The organism is Pseudomonas sp. SB113 (assembly GCF_040754745.1).
GTDB lineage: Bacteria > Pseudomonadota > Gammaproteobacteria > Pseudomonadales > Pseudomonadaceae > Aquipseudomonas > Aquipseudomonas grimontii.
The window spans coordinates 1-19746 of record NZ_JBFMHW010000027.1 but is presented as its reverse complement, the minus strand read 5'-3'; the positions used below and the strand labels follow the sequence as shown (position 1 = coordinate 19746).

Below are 19746 nucleotides of genomic sequence, written 5' to 3'. Positions count from 1 at the left end.
ATCAAAGAGAGGATTTGCGACGGTTATACAAACCGCCCAGCAAACCGGTAAGGCAACCGATGGCCAGGCCGCCGACATGGGCAGCGTTGGCGATTTCGCCGAAACCGATCATCGAGACCAGCCCCGACAGGCAGAGCACCAGCCACACCAGCATCATCACCAGCACCCCACGGGGCAAGCGATAGGCCGGGTTGGGCGAGAGTAGTTGAAAGATCCAGCAATGCCCGAGCAGGCCATAGAGCACACCGGACAAGCCACCGAACAGGCCAGGGCCACCGTACGCATATTGCGCGTAGTTGGAGACCAGGCTGAACAACAGGGTCAGGCCCAGCAGGTTGATACTGCCCTGGCGCACTTCAATACGCCGGCCCAGCTCCCAATACCACATGCCGTTCATGGCCAGGTGCAGGATACCGAAGTGGATCAGCATCGGCGTGACCAGCCGCCACCATTGGCCCGAGGCCAGCATCTCGGCGAACGGCGTGAACTGGATGTACTCGCCCATCACCCGGAACGGCAGGAAGGTCAGCCAGCTCATGGCTTGCAGGTTTTCACCGAGCAAGGTCACGGCGCCGACAATGATGCTCGCCAGCAACACCAGCGCCGTTACCGGGCTATGGCGCACTTGCTGGACGAAGCCTGGACGCGTGACGGGTGCCTGTTCGGGAATATCCAGTTGCTGGTCCGGATCGCCGGCGGGAAAGCGCTGGTACAAGACGCGCACGTCGTCGCTGATGGTCTCGGGAACCCACAACACCTGCTCGCCGGCTTCCTCGCTGACGCGATGGGGCACTTGCATGCGTTGCAGCAGCTTCACGAAGCCGCCCAGGTCGACGCTCAATGGCAAGCGCAATACAGGCACGGCACTCATACAATCACCTCGGGTCGCTCAACGTCGACCCATACGAATTTACGCGGATCCAGTTGGGTTTCCTGGTCCAGCCGATACGCCACCAGCTTGCCATACAGCACCGCGCTGTAGTCCAGGCACGCCAGGTTCGGGCGGATCGGTGCCGGTTTGCCGCTGCGCCAGTAATGGCCGACGAACAGCAAGGGTTCGTCGGCGCCGTAGCGCAGCAGGGAGTTTTTTTCATGGGGCGACAATGGCGTGCGCGCCACCGGCTCCGGCAGTGCGTCGGGCTGGAATACGATGTCGCCGTAGGTCTTAGGGTCGTCTTCCCAGAACTTGGTGCGGAAGAACGAGCGCGTCAGGCCATCGCCACCGGTCAGCGTCAGGCCGTCCGGCAGGCGCATATCGGTGCCGCGCAACAGGCGGTCGAAGGCGTTGCAGGCAAAACTGCCGGGCACGGCGGCGGCCTGCAGGAAGTGCTGGTCGATGCAGCCATCCGGGAACGTCGCGCGCAGCGGCTGGATAAAGCCGTCGTCCCAGCACGCATGCACTACGCGGAAACGCCCGGCGTCGACAAACAGCGGCATGTCGTAGAACCAGCCGAGGAAGTCGTGCCAGTCGGCCGGGTGGTGCTCGAACTGGGTCAGGGTTTCGTGGATCAGGCGCTCATGCCGTGGGGTGTGCTCACGCACGAACTGCTTGCCACTGCCCGGCGGCGCCGGCGTGGCCCAGCCCAGGGCATTGAACTCGTGGTTACCCATGATGCACAGCGCCTGGCCGGCTTCAGCCATGTCGTGGACGATATGCAGCGCCTCGCGAATGCGTGGGCCACGGTCGATGATGTCGCCGAGGAACACCGCCATGCGCGACGGATGGCGCCAGGTGCCGGCCTGCTTGTGGTAGCCCAACTGCTCGAGCAAGTGCTCAAGGGTATGAGCGCAACCGTGCACGTCACCAATCAGGTCGTAGCTACGCGCGGGATCGAGCATCAGTCGCCTCCACCCCCCAAGCGGCTGCCCCAGCCCAACTTGGTGCGGCACACTTCGTAGTAGTTGTGGTCCAGCGGGTGGATCAAGCGCAACTTCTGTGCTTTCTTGCTCACGGTGATGGTGTCACCGGGGGCGCAGGTGAAATGGTTCTGCCCGTCGCAGGAGACTTGCGGGTAGATCTGCATGTCTTTGGACACCACGATTTTCAGCTCACTGTTGCCATCGACCACAATCGGCCGGCTGGACAACATATGGGGGTACATCGGCACGATCACAATGGCATCGAGCTTGGGATGCATGATCGGGCCGCCGGCCGACAGCGCGTAGGCGGTGGAGCCGGTCGGCGTGGCGACGATCAGGCCGTCGGCCTTCTGGCTGCACACGAACTGGCCGTCGATATACAGCTCGAATTCGATCATCCGCGTGGATTTGCCTGGGTGCAGCACCACGTCATTGAGCGCATCGCCCTGGCCGATGGCTTCGCCGTGGCGGCGCACTTCGGCCTGCAGCAGGAAGCGGTTTTCCACCAGGTAATGGCCGTCGAGCACCTTGGCCACTTCGACTTCCAGCTCATCGGGGCGAATATCGGTGAGAAATCCCAGGCTGCCGCGGTTGATCCCCAGCACCGGCACGTTATGCCGCGCCAGGGCCCGGGCCGCGCCGAGCAGGCTGCCGTCGCCGCCGACCACGATGACCATGTCGCAGACTTCGCCGAGCATCTTGCGCGAGGAAGTTTGCAGGCCGTGGCCGGGGAGGATTTCGGCGATGGTGTCTTCGAGGATCACATGCAGGTGGCGTTCCAGCAGGAATTTTTTCAGCCGGCGGACGGTGTCCAACACCTGGGTACTGCCCAGGCGACCGATGATGCCGATATTGCGAAATTGCTCCATGGGGCTCCTGCGGGATTGGGGGTGTGGCAAAAAAGAAACGATTATGGGCGAAAGGCCGCGTCAGGCAAAATCCTTTGTCGCCGTGAAGCCTTGATGACAACGGTTCTCAGCCACCTGCGCCACGGTTAAAAGGCTATGCTCGGACCATGACTGTGTTCCCGGATTTGCACAACCTGCCCCGCCAACTGCGCCACCCCGAGGTGCGCGACTTGGCGTGGGTGATGCTTGCCCCGCCGATGCTCGCGCAGACGCCCTGGCCACAGCGCCACCCGCTGGCGGGCAGCGACTGGGTGCAGGCGCCCGACCGCCTGGAACACTGGCTGCGCGCACTCGACCGGGACAGCCGCGTCTTGCAGCATTGGCTGAGCCTGTCACGCACGCGGCGCCTGGGCTTGTACTACGAGCGTCTGTGGCAGTTCGCCGTGCAGCATGCGCCGGGCGTGGAACTGCTCGCCGCCAACCTGCCGATCCGCCGCGCCGGGCACACCCTGGGCGAGCTGGACATGCTGCTGCGCGACCGCGATGGCGTGCACCACCTGGAACTGGCGATCAAGCTCTATCTCGGCCCGCAGGACGGCGACGGCCAGGACACCGCGCAGTGGCTGGGCCCAGGCTGCCATGATCGGCTGGACCGCAAGCTGGCGCACCTGGCCCAGCATCAACTGCCGATTTCAGCGCGGGCGGAAAGCCGTGAAGTGTTGGCGGCCCTGGATATTCAGCAGTTTGACGCGCACCTATGGCTTGGCGGGTATTTGCTCTATCCGTGGCCTGGACTGGCCGAATCGCCCCACGGCGCCCATCCGCAGCATTTGCGTGGGCGCTGGTTGCATCAACGGGATTGGCAGGCGTTTGTCAGCGGCAGCGCGCCAGGCCGCTGGCAACCGTTACCCCGGCATGCGTGGCTGGCGCCGGCGCATTACCCGGCGGATGAAGTGTGGAGTGAAGAACAGATGCAGGCCTGGCTGGCAGACCTTGATCCGATGGCCCCCGCGCAGTTGCTCGTGCGCATGCTGCAGAACGGCGAGGACTGGGAGGAAGCCGAGCGGTTGTTCCTGGTGGCGGATCTTTGGCCGAATGTGCCGGGGGCTGGCGGATAGATCGTGTGGTGTATTGAGGGCCTCATCGGGGGCAAGCCCCCTCCCACACCGACCGCATTCCAAAGGGGTGTACTCGGTAAAATGTGGGAGGGGGCTTGCTCCCGATAGCGGCGGCACCGGCACTACAACTCATCGATATGCCGATAATCCAACTGCAACCCAGCCGCCAACGCCTGGGCGCGCCCCAACCTGATCGGCCCGCGCTCGATATCCACCAGCAACCCCGCACACGCCAATAACGGCAATCCGGCGATGTCCTTGAGCCGCCCATCCGTGATCACCAGCACGCGCTGCTGCTCAGCCGGATAACGCTTGCGTCGCGCCACCAGCCAATGCGCGGCCTCGGTCAGCGCCGCCAGCAACGGCGTACCACCGCCCGCGCCCAACTGATCCAGCCAGCCCGCCAGGCTTTTCGCCGCCTTGAGCCCCTGCACCTGCCATTTGGGCGACTGCCCGCTGGCCGTCAGCAATGCCATGCGTGCGCGCTGTCGGTAAGCATCATCAAACAGCTGCGCCAGCAAGCCCTTGGCATCGCTCAACGCCTGATGCCGCCGAGTGGAGGCCGACGCGTCGACAATCACCAGCCACAACGCATGGGCCGAGCGGCTGCGCAGGTGGTAGCGCAGGTCTTCACGGGCGTGCGGCCGACCGCCAAGCAAGGTGCCCGGCCAGTTGATCGAACCCTGCTGCGCACTGCGCGCCTTGCCCTGCCTGCCGTTGTCGAGTCGCCCCGCCTTGGGACGGGCATCCGCCCCCGCGTCAGGTCGGGGGCGAATGCCTAGGGCTTTTTTGGCCAGCTGGGCACATCTCGGCGCGTGCCTGTGGGCAGGGCCGGTGCGGGCATATCGCCCCATTGGCCTTGGCCGGGCGACGTGTCCGAGGGTTTCGGCGCCTGCCCCTGATTGGGCGGACTGGCCGGTGGGGATTGCTCCTGGCGACGGTGGCGCAAGGCAAAGTCCGCGACTGCTTCGATGTCTTCTTCGGCAATTTTATCCGCGCCCCGCCACGCCGCATGGGCGCGGGCGCCGCGCAGCCAGACCAGGTCAGCACGCAAACCGTCGACCCCTGCGGCGAAGCAACGCTCGGTGATCTGCGCCAAGGCCTGATCATCCAGCTCGATACTGTCCAGCCGCGCCCGCGCCTGGGTGCAGCGTTCGCGTAACGCCGCCTGCTGTTCGGCCCACTGCGTGCAGAAAGCGGCGGGGTCACTGTCGAAATCCAGGCGACGACGAATGATCTGCCCGCGCTCGGCAGGCACCGTCTGCCCGCCCAGCGCCACGTTGAAACCGAAACGGTCCAGCAGTTGCGGGCGCAACTCGCCCTCCTCCGGGTTCATTGTGCCGATCAGCACAAAGCGCGCCGAATGGCGATGGGAGATGCCGTCGCGTTCGATCAGGTTGGTGCCACTCGCTGCCACATCCAACAGCAGGTCCACCAGGTGATCGGGCAACAAGTTGACCTCATCCACATACAACACGCCACCGTCCGCCTTGGCCAGCACGCCAGGGGAAAACTGCGCGCGGCCTTCGCCCAGCGCGGCGTCGAGGTCCAGGGTCCCGACCAGACGCTCTTCGGTGGCGCCCAGCGGCAAGGTGACGAATTGCCCGCTGGCCAGCAGATCCGCCAGACCACGGGCCAGGGTGGATTTGGCCATGCCGCGCGGGCCTTCAATCAGCACGCCACCGATCTTCGGGTCGATGGCGGTCAGGCACAGCGCCAGTTTCAGGTCGTCGGCGCCGACCACGGCGGACAGCGGGAAATGGGGAATATCGGTCATCCGGTCTCTCTTTAAATTCTGCTGTACACGTAATCACCCTGTCATGAGCGGGCTTCTTGTGGCTGTGGCGAGCGGGCTTGCCACAACAAGTCCACTTGCCAAAACTGCTCCCTATCTCGTGCTCTAACTGTCTTCTTCTATATCCAGCAACAGGTTTTCCAGCGCCTCGCGATACGCCCCCGGCTCCTGCCACAGGCCTCGCTGCTGGGCCTCCAGCATGCGTTCGGTCATGTCACGCAGCGCCGCGGGGTTGTGCTGCTGCACAAAGGCCCGGGTTTCAGAGTCCAGCAGGTAGGCGTCGGCGAGCAATGCATATTGATGATCGTCAATCAGCTCCGTGGTGGCATCGAAGGCGAACAGATTGTCCACGGTCGCGGCCATTTCGAACGCACCTTTATAGCCATGGCGCTTCACCCCTTCGATCCACTTGGGATTGGCGGCGCGGGAACGGATCACCCGGTTCAGCTCTTCCTTCAAGGTGCGAATCCTGGGCAGGTCCGGCTGGCTGTGGTCGCCATGGTAGCTGGCGGCCTTGTCGCCGCTCAGGGTTTCCACGGCGGCGAGCATGCCGCCCTGGAACTGGTAGTAGTCGTTGGAGTCGAGCAGGTCGTGCTCGCGGTTATCCTGGTTCTGCAACACCGCCTGCACCTGGCTCAGGCGCTGGGCGAACTGCATGCGGGCGGCGGTGCCTTCATCGGAACCGCCATAGGCGTAGCCGCCCCAGTTCAGGTAGACCTCGGCCAAGTCCTCGCGGCTTTGCCACAGCCGCCCGTCAATGGCGCCCTGCACGCCCGCGCCATAGGCACCGGGCTTGGCCCCGAAAATACGCCAGCCGGCCTGTTTTGCCGCCGCTTCTTCATCGAGGCCGGATGCCTGCAACGCCGCGCGCTCACTGCGCACCTTGGCGGCCAGCGGGTTCATGTCGTCCGGCTCATCCAGGGCCGCCACCGCTTGCACCGCTGCGTCAAACAAGCGGATCAGGTTGGCGAACGCATCGCGGAAAAATCCAGACACTCGTAGCGTGACGTCCACACGCGGGCGGTCCAGCAGGCTGATCGGCAGGATTTCGAAGTCATCCACCCGTTGACTGCCCGTGGCCCACACCGGCCGTACGCCCATCAGCGCCATGGCCTGGGCGATGTCGTCGCCACCGGTACGCATGGTGGCCGTGCCCCACACCGACAGGCCGAGTTGGCGCAGGTGGTCGCCGTGGTCCTGCAAGTGCCGCTCAAGCATCAGGTTGGCCGACTGGAAGCCGATGCGCCACGCGGTGGTAGTGGGCAGGTTGCGCACGTCGACGGTGAAGAAATTGCGCCCGGTCGGCAGCACATCCAGGCGCCCCCGACTCGGCGCGCCGCTTGGGCCGGCCGGCACAAAGCGCCCGCCGAGGGCATCCAGCAAGCCGCGCATTTCCGCCGGGCCGCAGGCATCCAGGCGCGGCGCGACCACAATGCGCAGGCTTTCGATCACCGCCTTCACATCCTCCCAGCCGGGCTCTTCCAGCTGTTCCAGCGGCCCTTCCAATGCCTGCTCGATGAGTCGCGCGGCGTACAGCTCAAGTCGCTCGCGAGTGTCCCCGGCGGTGCGCCACAACTGCGTATCGATGTTCTGCAACACCGCCGGGCGGCGGCCGGTCCACGGCTCGGCCAGGGCGCAGTCCAGCGGATCAAAGCCCAATTCGAAGGCTTTGGCCAATACGCGCAGCAGGCTCGATTGCGGGCCACGGCCATCGCCACGGGGGATGCGCAACAAGGCCAGCAAGGTGTCGATACGTAAGCGCCCCTGGGGCGACTCACCAAAGATATGCAAGCCGTCGCGGATCTGCGATTCCTTCAAGTCACACAGGTAAGTGTCCAGGCGCGGCAGCCAGACCGCCGCATCGACGTCGCCGCCCAGTTCAAGCTCCTGGTCGATACGGGTTTCGCGCACCAACTGGAGGATGTCTTTTTGCAGCTCGCGGGCCCGGCGTGGGTCGAGCAGTTGGGCTTCGTAGTATTCGTCCGCCAACAGCTCCAGATTTCGCAACGGGCCGTAGGTTTCGGCGCGGGTCAGCGGCGGCATCAGATGGTCGATGATCACTGCCTGGGTGCGCCGCTTGGCCTGGGCGCCCTCGCCCGGGTCGTTGACGATAAACGGGTAGATGTTCGGCAGCGGCCCCAGCAGCGCATCCGGCCAGCAGTTTTCCGAGAGCCCCACGCCCTTGCCCGGCAGCCATTCCAGGTTGCCGTGCTTGCCCACATGGATCACGCCATGGGCGCCGTAGGTGTGGCGCAACCAGAAGTAGAACGCCAGGTAGCCATGGGGCGGCACCAGGTCCGGGTCGTGGTACACCGCGCTGGCATCCACCTGGTAACCCCGGGCCGGCTGGATGCCAACGAAGGTCAGGCCCAGGCGCAGGCCGGCGATCATCAGGCGGCCGTCGCGGAACATCGGATCGTTTTGCGGCGCGCCCCAACGCGCCAGCACCGCCTGGCGATTGGACTCAGGCAAGCGCTGGAACATCGCTTCGTAGTCGTCCAGGCCGAGACTTTGATGGCAGGGGCGCAGGTCGAGGCTGTCAAGATCGTTGGTGACGCCGCCGAGCAGGTCATGGATCAGCGCAGTGCCGCTTGCGGGCAGTTGAGCCGGCACCGGATAACCTTCGGCTTGCAGGGCACGCAGGATATTCAGCGCGGCAGCCGGGGTGTCCAGGCCCACGCCATTGCCGATGCGGCCGTCGCGGGTCGGGTAGTTGGCGAGGATCAGGGCGATGCGTTTATCCGCATTCGGCACCCGCGCCAGTTCGACCCAACGGCGCGCCAGCTCGGCAACAAAATCCATGCGTTCGGGGGCTGCGCGGTAGCACACCACGTCCGACTGGCTGCGCTCGCTGCGCCAGGCCAGATCCTTGAAGCTGATCGGCCGGCTGATAATCCGCCCGTCCAACTCGGGCAAGGCAATGTGCATCGCCAGGTCGCGAGGGCCAAGGCCTTGCTCGCTGGCCTGCCAGCCTGGCTGGTTGTCCTGGGCGCAAATCGCCTGGATCACCGGGATATTGCGGCGAAACGGGCGCAAATGTGGGGCTTCCGGGCTGGATTGGGCAAACCCGGTGGTGTTCAGGATCACCGCCGCGCCGACCTCATCCAGCAGGTCCTCGACTACCGTCAGGCAGCCGGGTTCTTTCAAGCTGGCCACCGCCATCGGCAACGGATTAAGACCCGCCGCCTGCAAACGCTGGCAGAACACGTCGATAAAACCGGTATTGGCCGCCTGCAAGTGCGAGCGGTAGAACAGCACCGCCGCCACGGGCCAATCCGCGTGCCAATCCGTCTGCCAGTCATTGAGGCGAGGGTTAGCTTTATGCGGGTGATAAATCGCCGTGCGCGGCAGGGTTTGCGGCTCGGCCCAGGCATAGTCACGCCCCAGGTAGGCGCTGGCCAGGCAGCGATAGAAGTCCAGGGCATTGCCCAAACCGCCCTGGCGCAGGAAGTGCCACAGGCGGTCGCGCTGTTCGGCATTCACCGTGCTCAGGCCGCTGAGTTCCGGGTCCGGGCGATCATCCCCCGGCACCAGGATCAGGGTGACGCCGCGCTCGGCCAGCGCCACCAGACGCTCGATGCCGTAGCGCCAGTAACCGATGCCGCCATGCAGCGAAATCAGGATGACCTTGGCGTGGCGCAGCACCTCATCCACATACAGGTCGACCGACGCGTGGTTCTGCACCTGCATCGGGTTGGCCAGGCGCAGGCTGGGGTAGTCCTCGGGCAACTGCTGGGCCGCTTCGGCCAGCAGCGCCAGGCTGGAATCGCCGCTGCACAGGATCACCAGCTCGGCGGGGGTTTGGCCAAGGTCGGCAATATTGTCGTCCGCGACGAAACCACCGGGCTGAGTCCTGAGCAGGTGCATGGGTTAAACGCTGAGGGCGGCGCGCAGTTGCGCTTCGAGGCCCGCCGCGTCCAGCTCCTGGCCGATCAGCACCAGCCGCGTGATGCGCGCTTCATCGGCGCCCCAGGCACGGTCGAAGTGCTTGTCGAAACGCATGCCCACGCCCTGGATCAGCAGGCGCATCGGCTTGTTCGGGATGGCGGCGAAGCCCTTGACGCGCAGGATGCCGTGCTGAACCACCAACTGAGTCAGGGCGTCGAGCAGCAGCGCCTCGTCGGCTTGGGGCAGGTCGATGGAGATCGAATCAAACGCGTCGTGATCGTGGTCGTCTTCACCTTCATGGTGATGATCGTGATGGCTGTGGCGAGCGTCGATGTGCTCCTCGGAGCCGGCACCCAAGCCGATCAGCACGTCCAGGGGCACGCGACCGCTGCTGGCTTCGATGACCTTCACCGCCGGCGGCAGCTCCTCGGCAACTTCCAGGCGTACACGGGCCAGGTCTTCGGCGCTGATCAGGTCGGACTTATTGAGGATCACCAGGTCGGCGCTGGCCAGTTGGTCGGCAAACAGCTCGTGCAGCGGCGATTCGTGGTCCAGGTTCGGGTCGAGTTTGCGCTGGGCATCGACCTGATCCGGGAACGCGGCGAAGGTGCCGGCGGCCACGGCCGGGCTGTCGACCACGGTGATGACCGCATCAACCGTGCAGGCATTGCGGATTTCCGGCCATTGGAAGGCCTGTACCAAGGGTTTTGGCAGGGCCAGGCCCGAGGTTTCGATGAGGATATGGTCGAGGTCGCCGCGACGGGCGACCAGTTCGCGCATCACCGGGAAGAATTCTTCCTGCACGGTGCAGCACAGGCAGCCGTTGGCCAGCTCGTAAACACGGCCGTTGGCCTCTTCTTCGGTGCAACCGATGGAGCACTGCTTGAGGATCTCACCGTCGATGCCCAGCTCGCCGAACTCGTTGACGATCACCGCAATACGACGCCCCTGGGCGTTGTCGAGCATATGGCGCAGCAAGGTGGTTTTGCCCGAGCCGAGGAAGCCGGTAACGATGGTGACGGGAAGTTTGGCTAGTGTTTTCATCGGATGCCCTTTGGGGCGGGCATACGGGACGATAGGCCCTGCGACGGCGCGCAGCAGCAGATTTCGTCACCGGATCACCCCGCCCGGTTGAATTGGAAAATCGGTAGCGAGGCAGGTCTCCTGGCTTGGGGCTTGCGGGTCTTGCGACCGGCGCCGACTGCGCCTTCCCGCCGCAGTGGCAGTGGCGTGGCAGTCAGATAAACCCTTCACAGTTGCGGGGGCAGCCGCGGCTTGAACCGCGTTCCCTTCTTAGCTTCGGCCTGGGCCGAAGAACCTCGAGGGTGCAAGGCTACGCAGTGCGCGAGAGATGGTCAATGTCGGCGACTTTTACTTGACTACCCCTGAAGAAACGACCGAGAAGGCTTGCCCCCACGCTATACCTCGTGATTAGAAATCAGCAGCAGACCTTACGACTGACTCGATCCGCTCACGCCCTGCACTCGTCAAACGCTTCACACCAAATGTCTTGGCAATTTCCGAAGGCTGGTCACCTGATGAAATCAAAGAAGCCACTAACAACAACTCTTCAGCAGCTATTTCTTCGACAGAGCGAGCATCGTCAAGTGCACCTGGTGTTCGATATAGGTTCCAATTCAACACATCGCTTTGCGAGTGCCAGACGAACTGCCCTTCCACCGGGTCGCTTTTCAAATGGTGATGCTGCTCGGTCAATTCAAGAACACGCTCCCGGATCAAGCGGCCAGACCTTTGGAATCCATGCGCCCTTGCAATTCGCTGTACCAATAACGAATCCAGAATCGGCGCCTCATGGATCAGCACATGGGAAATCAGATCTTTCAGAACCGGATCGTATGCTTCGGAGTAAAACGCATCCGCGCGAATCCTATCACTCACGCTGGTGAAATCCGTGACTCGATATTCACCTTTGACAGCAGGGTGGACTGAAACAGAGACTGCCCTGGCAACTTTGAGCTCCGGAGGTTCGTTTATCGTCAGGTCACTCACAGAAGCTGCAATAACATCCTCTACCTGATCCTGGGCGGACAGAGATGAATCCCTGTCGACGAGTGTCAATGGAGGAATGAATACCTGGGGCTCTTCATAAACAACCACTTCAGGGGTGGCCCGGGATTCAACCAGCAGCGCTTCAAGAGCTGCGTGCAGGCGATCCAAAGCTGCGGACTTGTCGATCCACCAATCGGTGGACCACAACCGCACCAGATTCCAGCCCAGGCCTTTCAGAATCGCGCTTCGCACCTTGTCACGGTCACGCGCCGTCGCCGCGCTGTGATAAGTGGCACCATCACATTCGACGCCAGCAAGGTAATCACCGGGGCGGTCTGGATGCACGATGCCCAAATCAAGACGGAAGCGGGATACGCCAATTTGCGGAACGACTTGCCAGCCTTTGCGCCTCAAACCTTGGGCAACAGCTTCTTCAAATGGAGAGTCGTACCCACCTACCGAGCCCTGTATCGCTTCGGCTAGCGCTCTCGGCCCCCGCTGAGCAAACTCAATGAAGTGCTTTAGATCACGTACGGCTCTTGCATTGGTGCGATTCAAGTCGATCATCGAAGCATCAAAAGATGAAAAGACCAGCATTTCCCGGCGAGCGCGAGTTATTGCTACGTTCAATCGACGCCAGCCGCCCTCTTTGTTCAGGGGACCGAAGTTCATCGACATGACTTGAGCGCCGGGTTCGGTTGGCCCATACCCAATGCCGAGCATAATCAAATCGCGCTCATCGCCCTGTACGGTTTCCAGGTTTTTGACTACCACCGGCTCAGGTTGATCATCTTGAAAAAACGGCTCAATTTGCGGGAATTGTTGCCGCGCTTTATCCAGCAGGTCGGTAATCAGTCGTTGTTGATCGCTGTTAAGCGTGATGATGCCAATTGTATGACCCGCAGCGATAAAGGCCGGATCCGTCAAGCGCTTAACCGTTTCGGCGACGATGGCCTCGGCCTCGGCCTGGTTATTACGGCCCTTGCCCTTCGCATACACCCCGTCAACACGCCGCCACTCGACGGTGCTCGCACGCGTTTGCGCGGCTGGGAATGTAATCAAGTTGCTGTCGTAATAACGATGATTGGAAAATGCGATCAAGCTCTCGTGACGGCTACGGTAGTGCCAACTGAGGCTGTGACTTGGGATACCTGCACCCAGACATTCGTCAAGAATGCTTTCCATATCTTCCGCAGTGTCGTCCTCAGAGGCGGATGCCGCACGATTGAAGAAGTTGGTCGGCGGCATTTGTCGAGGGTCTCCCGCAATCACCACTTGCTTACCTCGGGCAATAGAGCCAATCGCATCCCAAGGGGCTATCTGCGATGCCTCATCGAAGATCACCAAGTCGAAAAGCTGGAGATCCGCCGGCAGGTATTGAGCAATCGACAACGGACTCATCAGCATGCATGGCGCGAGCTTAGGTAATGCATCACCCATTTCCACAGCCAATTGACGCACCGGCTTGTGACGTCGAGACTTCTGCAACTCATGCTTCAAGACACCAAAACCACCTTGTTTGCCGATTTCATTTTTCGATGGAATCGAGCCACAGAGTTTCGCGCGAATGTAACGCACAGTAAGCCTGGATAAATCGTCATCCAATCGCACAAACGCTTCAATATCGCTGGTGTGCTCCGCAGGAACGAAGTTGCGCAACAATGGTTCTGCGTCAATCGCCCCGGTTGCAAACCAGCGCGCATAAGCTGTTTCGAACACACTCAGGGTGCCTCCCTCGGGCAATGCATTTGCCGCCTGGGCATCACTTAGGGGTTGCAGTCCCACTGCCAGCGCCTCGTCCCTGACTCGACACCAGTCGCACCAGGCCTTCAGCTTTGAGGATTGGCGAGTGATAGCACTGGACACATCAAACAGTGCTTCGATTGACAGCTTGGCCTCGTAAGGTCGATTACAAAGTTCGTAGAACCGTTGGGTTCCTTGATTAAAGTCAGCCAGTGCATCCTTCAATACGTGCAACGCGGAAGAAATGAAACCGCCTGCACCCAATAGTTCATTGGCTTTCACGACCAGCTTTTCAGTCGTCTCACGCAGGGAAATCAGGTGTTCCGGCGATTGTGCACTCGCACTGATGATCGCTCTTAAGCGTTCGCCCAACTCGCAGGCTGCGGTCATGGCCGCACCATCACTGGCCAGACCGTTCCACCCAGGCACTGCAATCAACTCTGAGGACACCCCATCCAGAGCGGCGAGCAAGGTTTTCATTTCATTGAGTTTGGGCAGATCAGCCTCAACATCCGGCAGCCCTACCGCGCCACCTGCACTGGCCAGATGTTTGACAACTTTTTTCTTACCCAAGGTTGCGAAAAACCAGAACTTTTCCTTAGCCCGACTCCATTCCTCTTTGAATACGGCAAGCTCGAGCGCGCGACATGCACCCTCGCTATACCGAACAGAGAGCGAACTTTCGATTGATCGATAATCAGCCAGAAGTTGCGCTGCTTTTTTTGCCGAGCTGATCTTGGCACTGACATTCAGCGTGAAGACAAATGAGAGATCAATGCCATGGGCATCAATCAGCAAGGTGAAAAATCGTACAAGCTGCTCGAAATCCTCAGTACTCTCGACAGCGAGCGGGAGGCTCGTTGCCTTGAGAAGATTGGCACCGGCGACTTTGAGTCGTTCGATTTTCCCTGGCATCTCTTGTGCGGCAGCGACAATCGCCTCTTGCCATCCATTCGACCAATCTGTAGGCGCCATCAGCGCAAAATCTTTCGACAGCTCACGCGCGGCCTGACCGTTCAAGTCGAGACGTCGCGCCAACTCTTTCATCATCAAATAAGTGTGCGAGTCGTGAACCGTTCCGGACGGCCACGTCAATCGCGGCAACGACTCGTTCCAGTCCCGTACTACCCGCCCGATGGCCTGGTGCACCGACAGACCGTTGGGTGAGCGTTGATGGAGCAACTCGACAATTTGATTGAGCCGGTTTCGCAGCTTATGCAGCTTGGCCGCTTCGTTAGCCCATTCATCCGCACTCAGGGCATCACGAACATCCCAGGCGCGTTCGAGCTGCTTGAGTACTTCAACCTTGGACGTCTTACTCGAGTGAAGCTCGAGGCAAAACTCACCCAGCCCCTTTTCTTCAAGCCGCCTATACACCACATCAAGAGCGGCCATCTTTTCAGCAACAAACAACACCCTTCGTCCGAGCGCAAGGTTGTGCGCAATCATGTTGGCAATAGTTTGGGATTTACCTGTGCCTGGCGGCCCATCGAGTACAAAATCACAACCACTGGATGACGCAACCACAGCAGAAAGTTGAGAGGAGTCCGCTGGTAGTGGGGTAAATAAATTCGCAGGGTTGATCTTTCGATCCAACTCGTGGGGCTGCGGAAACTCTCCAGAGGTCGCATAACCGCCACCGCCCAGGCTTCGCTCCAACAGGTGCTTGACCATCGGACTCTTCAGCAACTGGTCTGAACGGGCTGCCAAGTCTTGCCACATAAGGTACTTGGCGAATGAAAATGTCCCCAGTACGAGTTCTGTAGTGACCTCGAATCCCGGCACATCCCTGACAGCGCGCCTCACCATGTTCCAGATACCAGCCACATCAATACCGCTGTCATCCGCTGGTAGCTCACCATCCAAACCAGGGATGACCAGTTCAAAATCATGTCGCAGTAACTCAAGCAAGGTCAGGTTGAAGCGCGGCTCATCTTCCAGCAACGTCATCGTCACGCCGGACAAAGCACTTTTACGATCAAGTTTGACCGGCAGCAAAATCAACGGTGCTGAATAGCTCTTCTGGTCATCCGCGGCTTTTTTCCATTTCAGAAAGCCCAAGGCGAGAAACAAGGTATTCGCGCCGCCCTCATCGAGATCGCTGCGGGCCTTGCGATACAAGTCGATCATGGCGACTTCAAGCTTGGCTTTCTCAAGTGTAGCGAGCACCTCGCCCCTGGCCAGAGCCGCCCTCGCATACTCGTCGCGCAGGCTTTCACGATTCTGCTGCTCATACAGCGCAGCATCCCTACCACCCGCCTCAAGGTCTGGCACAGAGACGATTCGAATGCGTTTACCGCTGGATAACTGATCTTCCAGTTCAGCTGGATCAGGACAAATCAGCCGTACACCCTTGGCGCTGTCCGGCAAATGCAGGAGCCGATTGCGGGTGGTCAAATCCAAGAGCTTGCGTTGCCATAACGTTAATTTACCGGCGGGTGAATCCGAATCGGTAGAGATCTCAACATCAAATGGTGGCAGTGGCGGAGCAATCTCCAAGCCTTCTGGCACAGGCGCCGTCTCTTGGTCAGCATCCGGTTTGATGGCAGACACTGAAGTTGCGAGAGGTCGGATGCGTTGCATACGTGCGCGATGCAAATCAATGGCCATGATGAAATCTTCATCATTGATTTGTCGCTCAGCAGCATTGATTGCCTGACTGAAGCTCGGAACCGGAAATTGAGTGGCTAGCGTGGTTTCAAAAACCAGTGCCTCTTTCAAATCAATACGTTTACGCACCGCAGCCGCTTCATCAGTAATTAGCTGGGAGAATTCTTGCGGTTGAAGCCAGACACCCACGAACGCGTGCCCCTTGGTCAGGATCAGGAGCGCATTGAGGCCGGCCTGCTCCAGCGCTCCAGCGAACAGAAGCGCAGTGTCCAGGCACGTAGCTACGCGTCCATCCAGGACAAGTCCAGGCGGCCGAACCTTTTGCCCCCGGGTTTCAAAGCTTGCAGGGGGTAGCGCATAACTCAGTCTCAGCCCGCAAACTGCCGACCAAATAGCGGAAGACAGCTCCCATGTGCGAGCTCGGGACTTACGCTCGTATCCATCAATACCATCCGGTTTGCCAGCTCGACGCAGTACGTCCGATGCCGATTTGAGTATCCGATCAACTGCTGGGTCATTTGGCATTGCGAACGCGGGCAACAACTCCGGCATGGAACTCACTCCACCCCACTCATTTTTCGCGAGAAGTTCCACAGAGAAGGTCTGACTGACCAGAACCTCGTCCTTGCAGCGAAGTCGCAAAACAAGCGTTGCAGCAAGGCTTTCAGCAAGATCGGCCAGATAGCCGGCGTTCAATGTCAGATTACGATCTGAAATATGCAGGGTTGAATCTTTGACTAGGCGATCAATACGCCAAATTTTTCCTTCCAGGAAAGGCGGGTCAGCCACCAGCTCCAACTCAAGATCGTTGTAATCCGCCTCACCACCATTATTTACCATCAGTTCGCGCAGAACTGGGACAGCATTCTGGTGGGACGCAAAGCCAATCTTGTTGGCGATCACTCCCTCGATCTTGATGGTCATGGACCACTTCTCCTTGGTAAACGGGGCAACGCGACATTGCAATACAGGCAAAAGGAGTGGGCATACTCAACGACGTGCAGGCTTTTTGAAACTGCTTTTTTCATCAAACCCCGATAACGCGACCAGGTAATTGTATTTTTCGCATTTCACACGTGATAAGGAGCGCGTGGCCGCCATATTTGACTCAAATCATCACCCATGCTCTCCTACACATCTTGTTTCGGGTGCCCTTCAAAGGGTGAAACGGGAAACCGGTGAGTCATCGCGTGATGACGAGTCCGGTGCTGCCCCCGCAACGGTAAGCGAGTGAAGCGTCAGATCCACTGTGCCTGTAGGGCATGGGAAGGCGACGCTTTATAGACCCAGTGTCCCTCGCAAGCCCGGAGACCGGCCCGAATACCATCCAATAACAAACCCGCGGTGGGCGGGCGCTGTTAAAACCCTGCGTGCCTGGCTCGCAGGGTTTGCATGCGCTCGTTTCACCCTGACACCTGAAAGGGACGCGCCATGTCGATCATCAGCAGCACCTCGCACACCGCCAGCAGCTCCGCCACCCTCAGCCAACGCCTGGCCGCCGCCATCGGTGCGTCGATCCTCGGCGCGTGCCTGGTGTATTTCGCCGGTTTCTCGCACATCGAGGCGGTGCACAACGCTGCCCACGATACCCGCCACAGCGCCGCGTTCCCGTGCCACTGAGGCCTGCCGACATGATCAAGCGTATTGCGCAAACCGCAGGGTTCACCGGCTTGCTGGCCGCCCTGCTGCTGACCCTGCTGCAAAGCTTCTGGGTCGCTCCGCTGATTCTGCAGGCGGAAACCTTTGAAAAAGCCCCGGCCGCGACCGAAGTCGTGCACGAGCACGCCGCTGGCGCCGCCGCGCACACCCACGATGCCGAAGCCTGGGAGCCGGAAGACGGTTGGCAGCGCGTGCTGTCGACCACCGGCGGCAACCTGGTAGTCGCCGTCGGTTTCGCCCTGATGCTCGCCGGCCTCTATACCCTGCGCGCGCCTACCCGCACGGCCCAGGGTTTGCTGTGGGGCCTGGCCGGTTACGCGACCTTTGTGCTGGCGCCCACCCTGGGCCTGCCGCCGGAGCTACCGGGCACTGCCGCCGCCGACCTGGCGCAACGGCAAATCTGGTGGATCGGCACCGCCGCCTCGACGGCTGCCGGAATTGCCTTGATCGTGTTTGGTCGCAACTGGCTGCTGAAAGTGTTGGGCGCGGCGATCCTGGTGGTGCCGCATGTGATCGGCGCGCCGCAGCCGGAAACCCATTCGATGCTGGCCCCGCAAGCCCTCGAAGCGCAGTTCAAGATCGCTTCGCAGTTGACCAACGTGGCGTTCTGGCTGGCCCTCGGCCTGATCAGTGCCTGGCTGTTCCGCCGCAACCACGACGATCAATACTCGGCATGACGCTGGTAGTCGGCCTGGGCTGCCAGCGGGGTTGTGATGTAGACACCCTACTGGGCCTGTTTGACACCGCCCTCGCCGAGGGCGGGATCGAGCGCCAGCGTGTCACGGCGCTGGCCAGCATTGACCGTAAACGGGACGAGCCTGGGGTGCTCGCCCTGGCCCGCTTGCTCAATCTGCCATTGCAGTGCTTCAGCGCCGCACAACTGGCGGCGTATGAAGACCGGCTGAGCCACAAATCCACGGTCGCGTTTGCCCATACCGGCTGTTACGGCGTCGCCGAAAGTGCCGCCCTGGCCCTGGCCGAACAGCTCTGCGGCGGTCCTGCCCGCTTGCTGATCACCCGCCGGAAAACCGCCCAGGCCACCTTTGCATTGGCCTGCGCCGGCTAAAATCCCGATAATCGCCCTTCCCGATCATGAGCAATCTTCATGCTCGCCCGTTTTTTGACAGGAATTCTCCATGACCGTCTACTTCATCGGCGCCGGCCCCGGCGATCCGGAATTGATCACCGTCAAAGGCCAACGCCTGATCCGCAGTTGCCCGGTGATCATCTATGCCGGCTCGCTGGTGCCGGCGGCGGTGCTGGAAGGTCATCAGGCGCAACAGGTGGTCAACAGCGCCGAACTGCACCTGGAACAGATCATCGAACTGATCAAGAGCGCCCACGCCAACGGCCAGGATGTGGCCCGCGTGCACTCCGGCGACCCGAGCCTGTATGGCGCGATTGGCGAGCAGATCCGTTACTTGCGTGAGTTGGGCATCCCCTTCCAGATCATTCCCGGCGTTACGGCGGTGGCCGCCTGTGCAGCTTTGCTGGAGACCGAACTGACCCTGCCGGACATCGCCCAAAGCGTGATCCTGACCCGCTACGCCGATAAGACCAGTATGCCGGCCGGCGAAGACTTCGACAGCCTGGCCCGGCATGGCACGACCATGGCGATTCACCTGGGGGTCAATCATCTGGAGAAGATTGTCGCCGAGCTGCTGCCGCACTATGGCGCGGACTGCCCGATTGCGGTGGTGCACCGGGCGACATGGCCGGATCAGGATTGGGCCGTGGGCACCCTCAGCGATATTGCCGACAAAGTCGCCGCCAAGGGCTTCCGGCGTACGGCGCTGATTGTAGTGGGCCGGGTGCTGGCGAATGATAGTTTCAGTGAGTCTTCGTTGTATCGGGCGGGGCATGCGCACCTTTATCGATCTTGATTATTCACTTCAAAAAGTCACAGCAATACACTGATTTAAATTAAGAAATATAAAATATCTTGAAGGCGGGATTGCCCCCCATGGCGGTGCATCAGCCTACTCACGAGGCGACTGACATGCCGCTATCGGGGCATAGGTATCTACACATCTTGAGCCGAGCCCCCCCCTGCGTAGATACCGTCTTATCCAGCACCGCGTAAAACCCCGTAGATACCGTCTTGAACCTCACCGGACAAGAGCAAAATTCGGGTCATAAGGCTGGCCCGACTTGAGCACGGCGTAAACAAAATGCAGCAGCTTGCGCATCGCAGCACAAATGATCTGCTTGGGGG

Annotated in this window: 13 protein-coding genes and 2 riboswitches; of the genes, 5 read left to right on the top strand and 8 right to left on the bottom strand. The window is 61.0% G+C overall.

From position 1 onward, the window contains the following. Window position 1 precedes the first annotated feature (1 nt). Genes AB1462_RS26435 through AB1462_RS26425 form a run of 3 tightly spaced genes read right to left on the bottom strand, consistent with a single transcriptional unit; the run spans window position 2 to window position 2729 of the window. Window positions 2–871, bottom strand: a complete 870-nt coding sequence (locus AB1462_RS26435) for a rhomboid family intramembrane serine protease (RefSeq protein WP_090405282.1) — start codon at window positions 869–871, stop codon at window positions 2–4. Then, on the bottom strand, window positions 868–1839 hold the full coding sequence (locus tag AB1462_RS26430) for a metallophosphoesterase (protein WP_090405284.1): 972 nt from the start codon (window positions 1837–1839) through the stop codon (window positions 868–870). Before AB1462_RS26430 ends, AB1462_RS26435 begins: the two co-directional genes overlap by 4 nt. Further along, window positions 1839–2729, bottom strand: a complete 891-nt coding sequence (locus tag AB1462_RS26425; RefSeq protein ID WP_003217892.1) for an NAD(+) kinase — start codon at window positions 2727–2729, stop codon at window positions 1839–1841. Before AB1462_RS26425 ends, AB1462_RS26430 begins: the two co-directional genes overlap by 1 nt. Window positions 2730–2875: 146 nt before the next feature. Between AB1462_RS26425 and AB1462_RS26420 the strand changes: the two genes are divergently transcribed. Beyond that, complete coding sequence (locus AB1462_RS26420) at window positions 2876–3826, top strand: DUF1853 family protein (RefSeq protein WP_259193826.1); 951 nt, start codon at window positions 2876–2878, stop codon at window positions 3824–3826. 122 nt (window positions 3827–3948) lie between these two features. Here AB1462_RS26420 and AB1462_RS26415 read toward each other — a convergent pair whose 3' ends face one another. The 5 genes from AB1462_RS26415 to AB1462_RS26395 form a co-directional block, all read right to left on the bottom strand. Beyond that, window positions 3949–4680, bottom strand: coding sequence for a VWA domain-containing protein (locus tag AB1462_RS26415; RefSeq protein ID WP_259193827.1), 732 nt, complete (start codon window positions 4678–4680; stop codon window positions 3949–3951). After that, complete coding sequence (locus AB1462_RS26410; RefSeq protein WP_090405290.1) at window positions 4605–5603, bottom strand: ATP-binding protein; 999 nt, start codon at window positions 5601–5603, stop codon at window positions 4605–4607. Before AB1462_RS26410 ends, AB1462_RS26415 begins: the two co-directional genes overlap by 76 nt. A gap of 123 nt (window positions 5604–5726) precedes the next feature. Next, window positions 5727–9488 carry a cobaltochelatase subunit CobN gene (gene cobN, locus AB1462_RS26405; RefSeq protein ID WP_367248344.1) on the bottom strand — a complete coding sequence of 1254 codons (3762 nt, stop codon included), beginning with the start codon at window positions 9486–9488 and terminating at the stop codon, window positions 5727–5729. A 3-nt stretch (window positions 9489–9491) separates the two neighbouring features. After that, complete coding sequence (gene cobW / locus AB1462_RS26400; protein ID WP_367248343.1) at window positions 9492–10553, bottom strand: cobalamin biosynthesis protein CobW; 1062 nt, start codon at window positions 10551–10553, stop codon at window positions 9492–9494. Window positions 10554–10645: 92 nt separating this feature from the next. Continuing rightward, window positions 10646–10846, bottom strand: a riboswitch (cobalamin riboswitch). A 94-nt stretch (window positions 10847–10940) separates the two neighbouring features. After that, window positions 10941–16796, bottom strand: a complete 5856-nt coding sequence (locus tag AB1462_RS26395; protein ID WP_367248341.1) for a DUF3320 domain-containing protein — start codon at window positions 16794–16796, stop codon at window positions 10941–10943. Between the two features lie 205 nt (window positions 16797–17001). Beyond that, window positions 17002–17207, top strand: a riboswitch (cobalamin riboswitch). 96 nt (window positions 17208–17303) lie between these two features. On the opposite strand from AB1462_RS26395, the gene AB1462_RS26390 reads away from it, so the two are divergent. The 4 genes from AB1462_RS26390 (at window position 17304) to cobM (ending at window position 19414) form a co-directional block, all read left to right on the top strand. After that, on the top strand, window positions 17304–17492 hold the full coding sequence (locus AB1462_RS26390; protein ID WP_090405301.1) for a CbtB-domain containing protein: 189 nt from the start codon (window positions 17304–17306) through the stop codon (window positions 17490–17492). An 11-nt stretch (window positions 17493–17503) separates the two neighbouring features. Then, on the top strand, window positions 17504–18208 hold the full coding sequence (locus AB1462_RS26385; RefSeq protein WP_259193829.1) for a CbtA family protein: 705 nt from the start codon (window positions 17504–17506) through the stop codon (window positions 18206–18208). Further along, window positions 18205–18597, top strand: coding sequence for a cobalamin biosynthesis protein (locus AB1462_RS26380; RefSeq protein WP_090405308.1), 393 nt, complete (start codon window positions 18205–18207; stop codon window positions 18595–18597). Before AB1462_RS26385 ends, AB1462_RS26380 begins: the two co-directional genes overlap by 4 nt. A gap of 70 nt (window positions 18598–18667) precedes the next feature. Next, window positions 18668–19414: a precorrin-4 C(11)-methyltransferase gene (gene cobM / locus AB1462_RS26375; protein WP_259193830.1), complete on the top strand. Its 747-nt coding sequence runs from the start codon at window positions 18668–18670 to the stop codon at window positions 19412–19414. The last annotated feature ends 332 nt before the right edge of the window (window positions 19415–19746 follow it).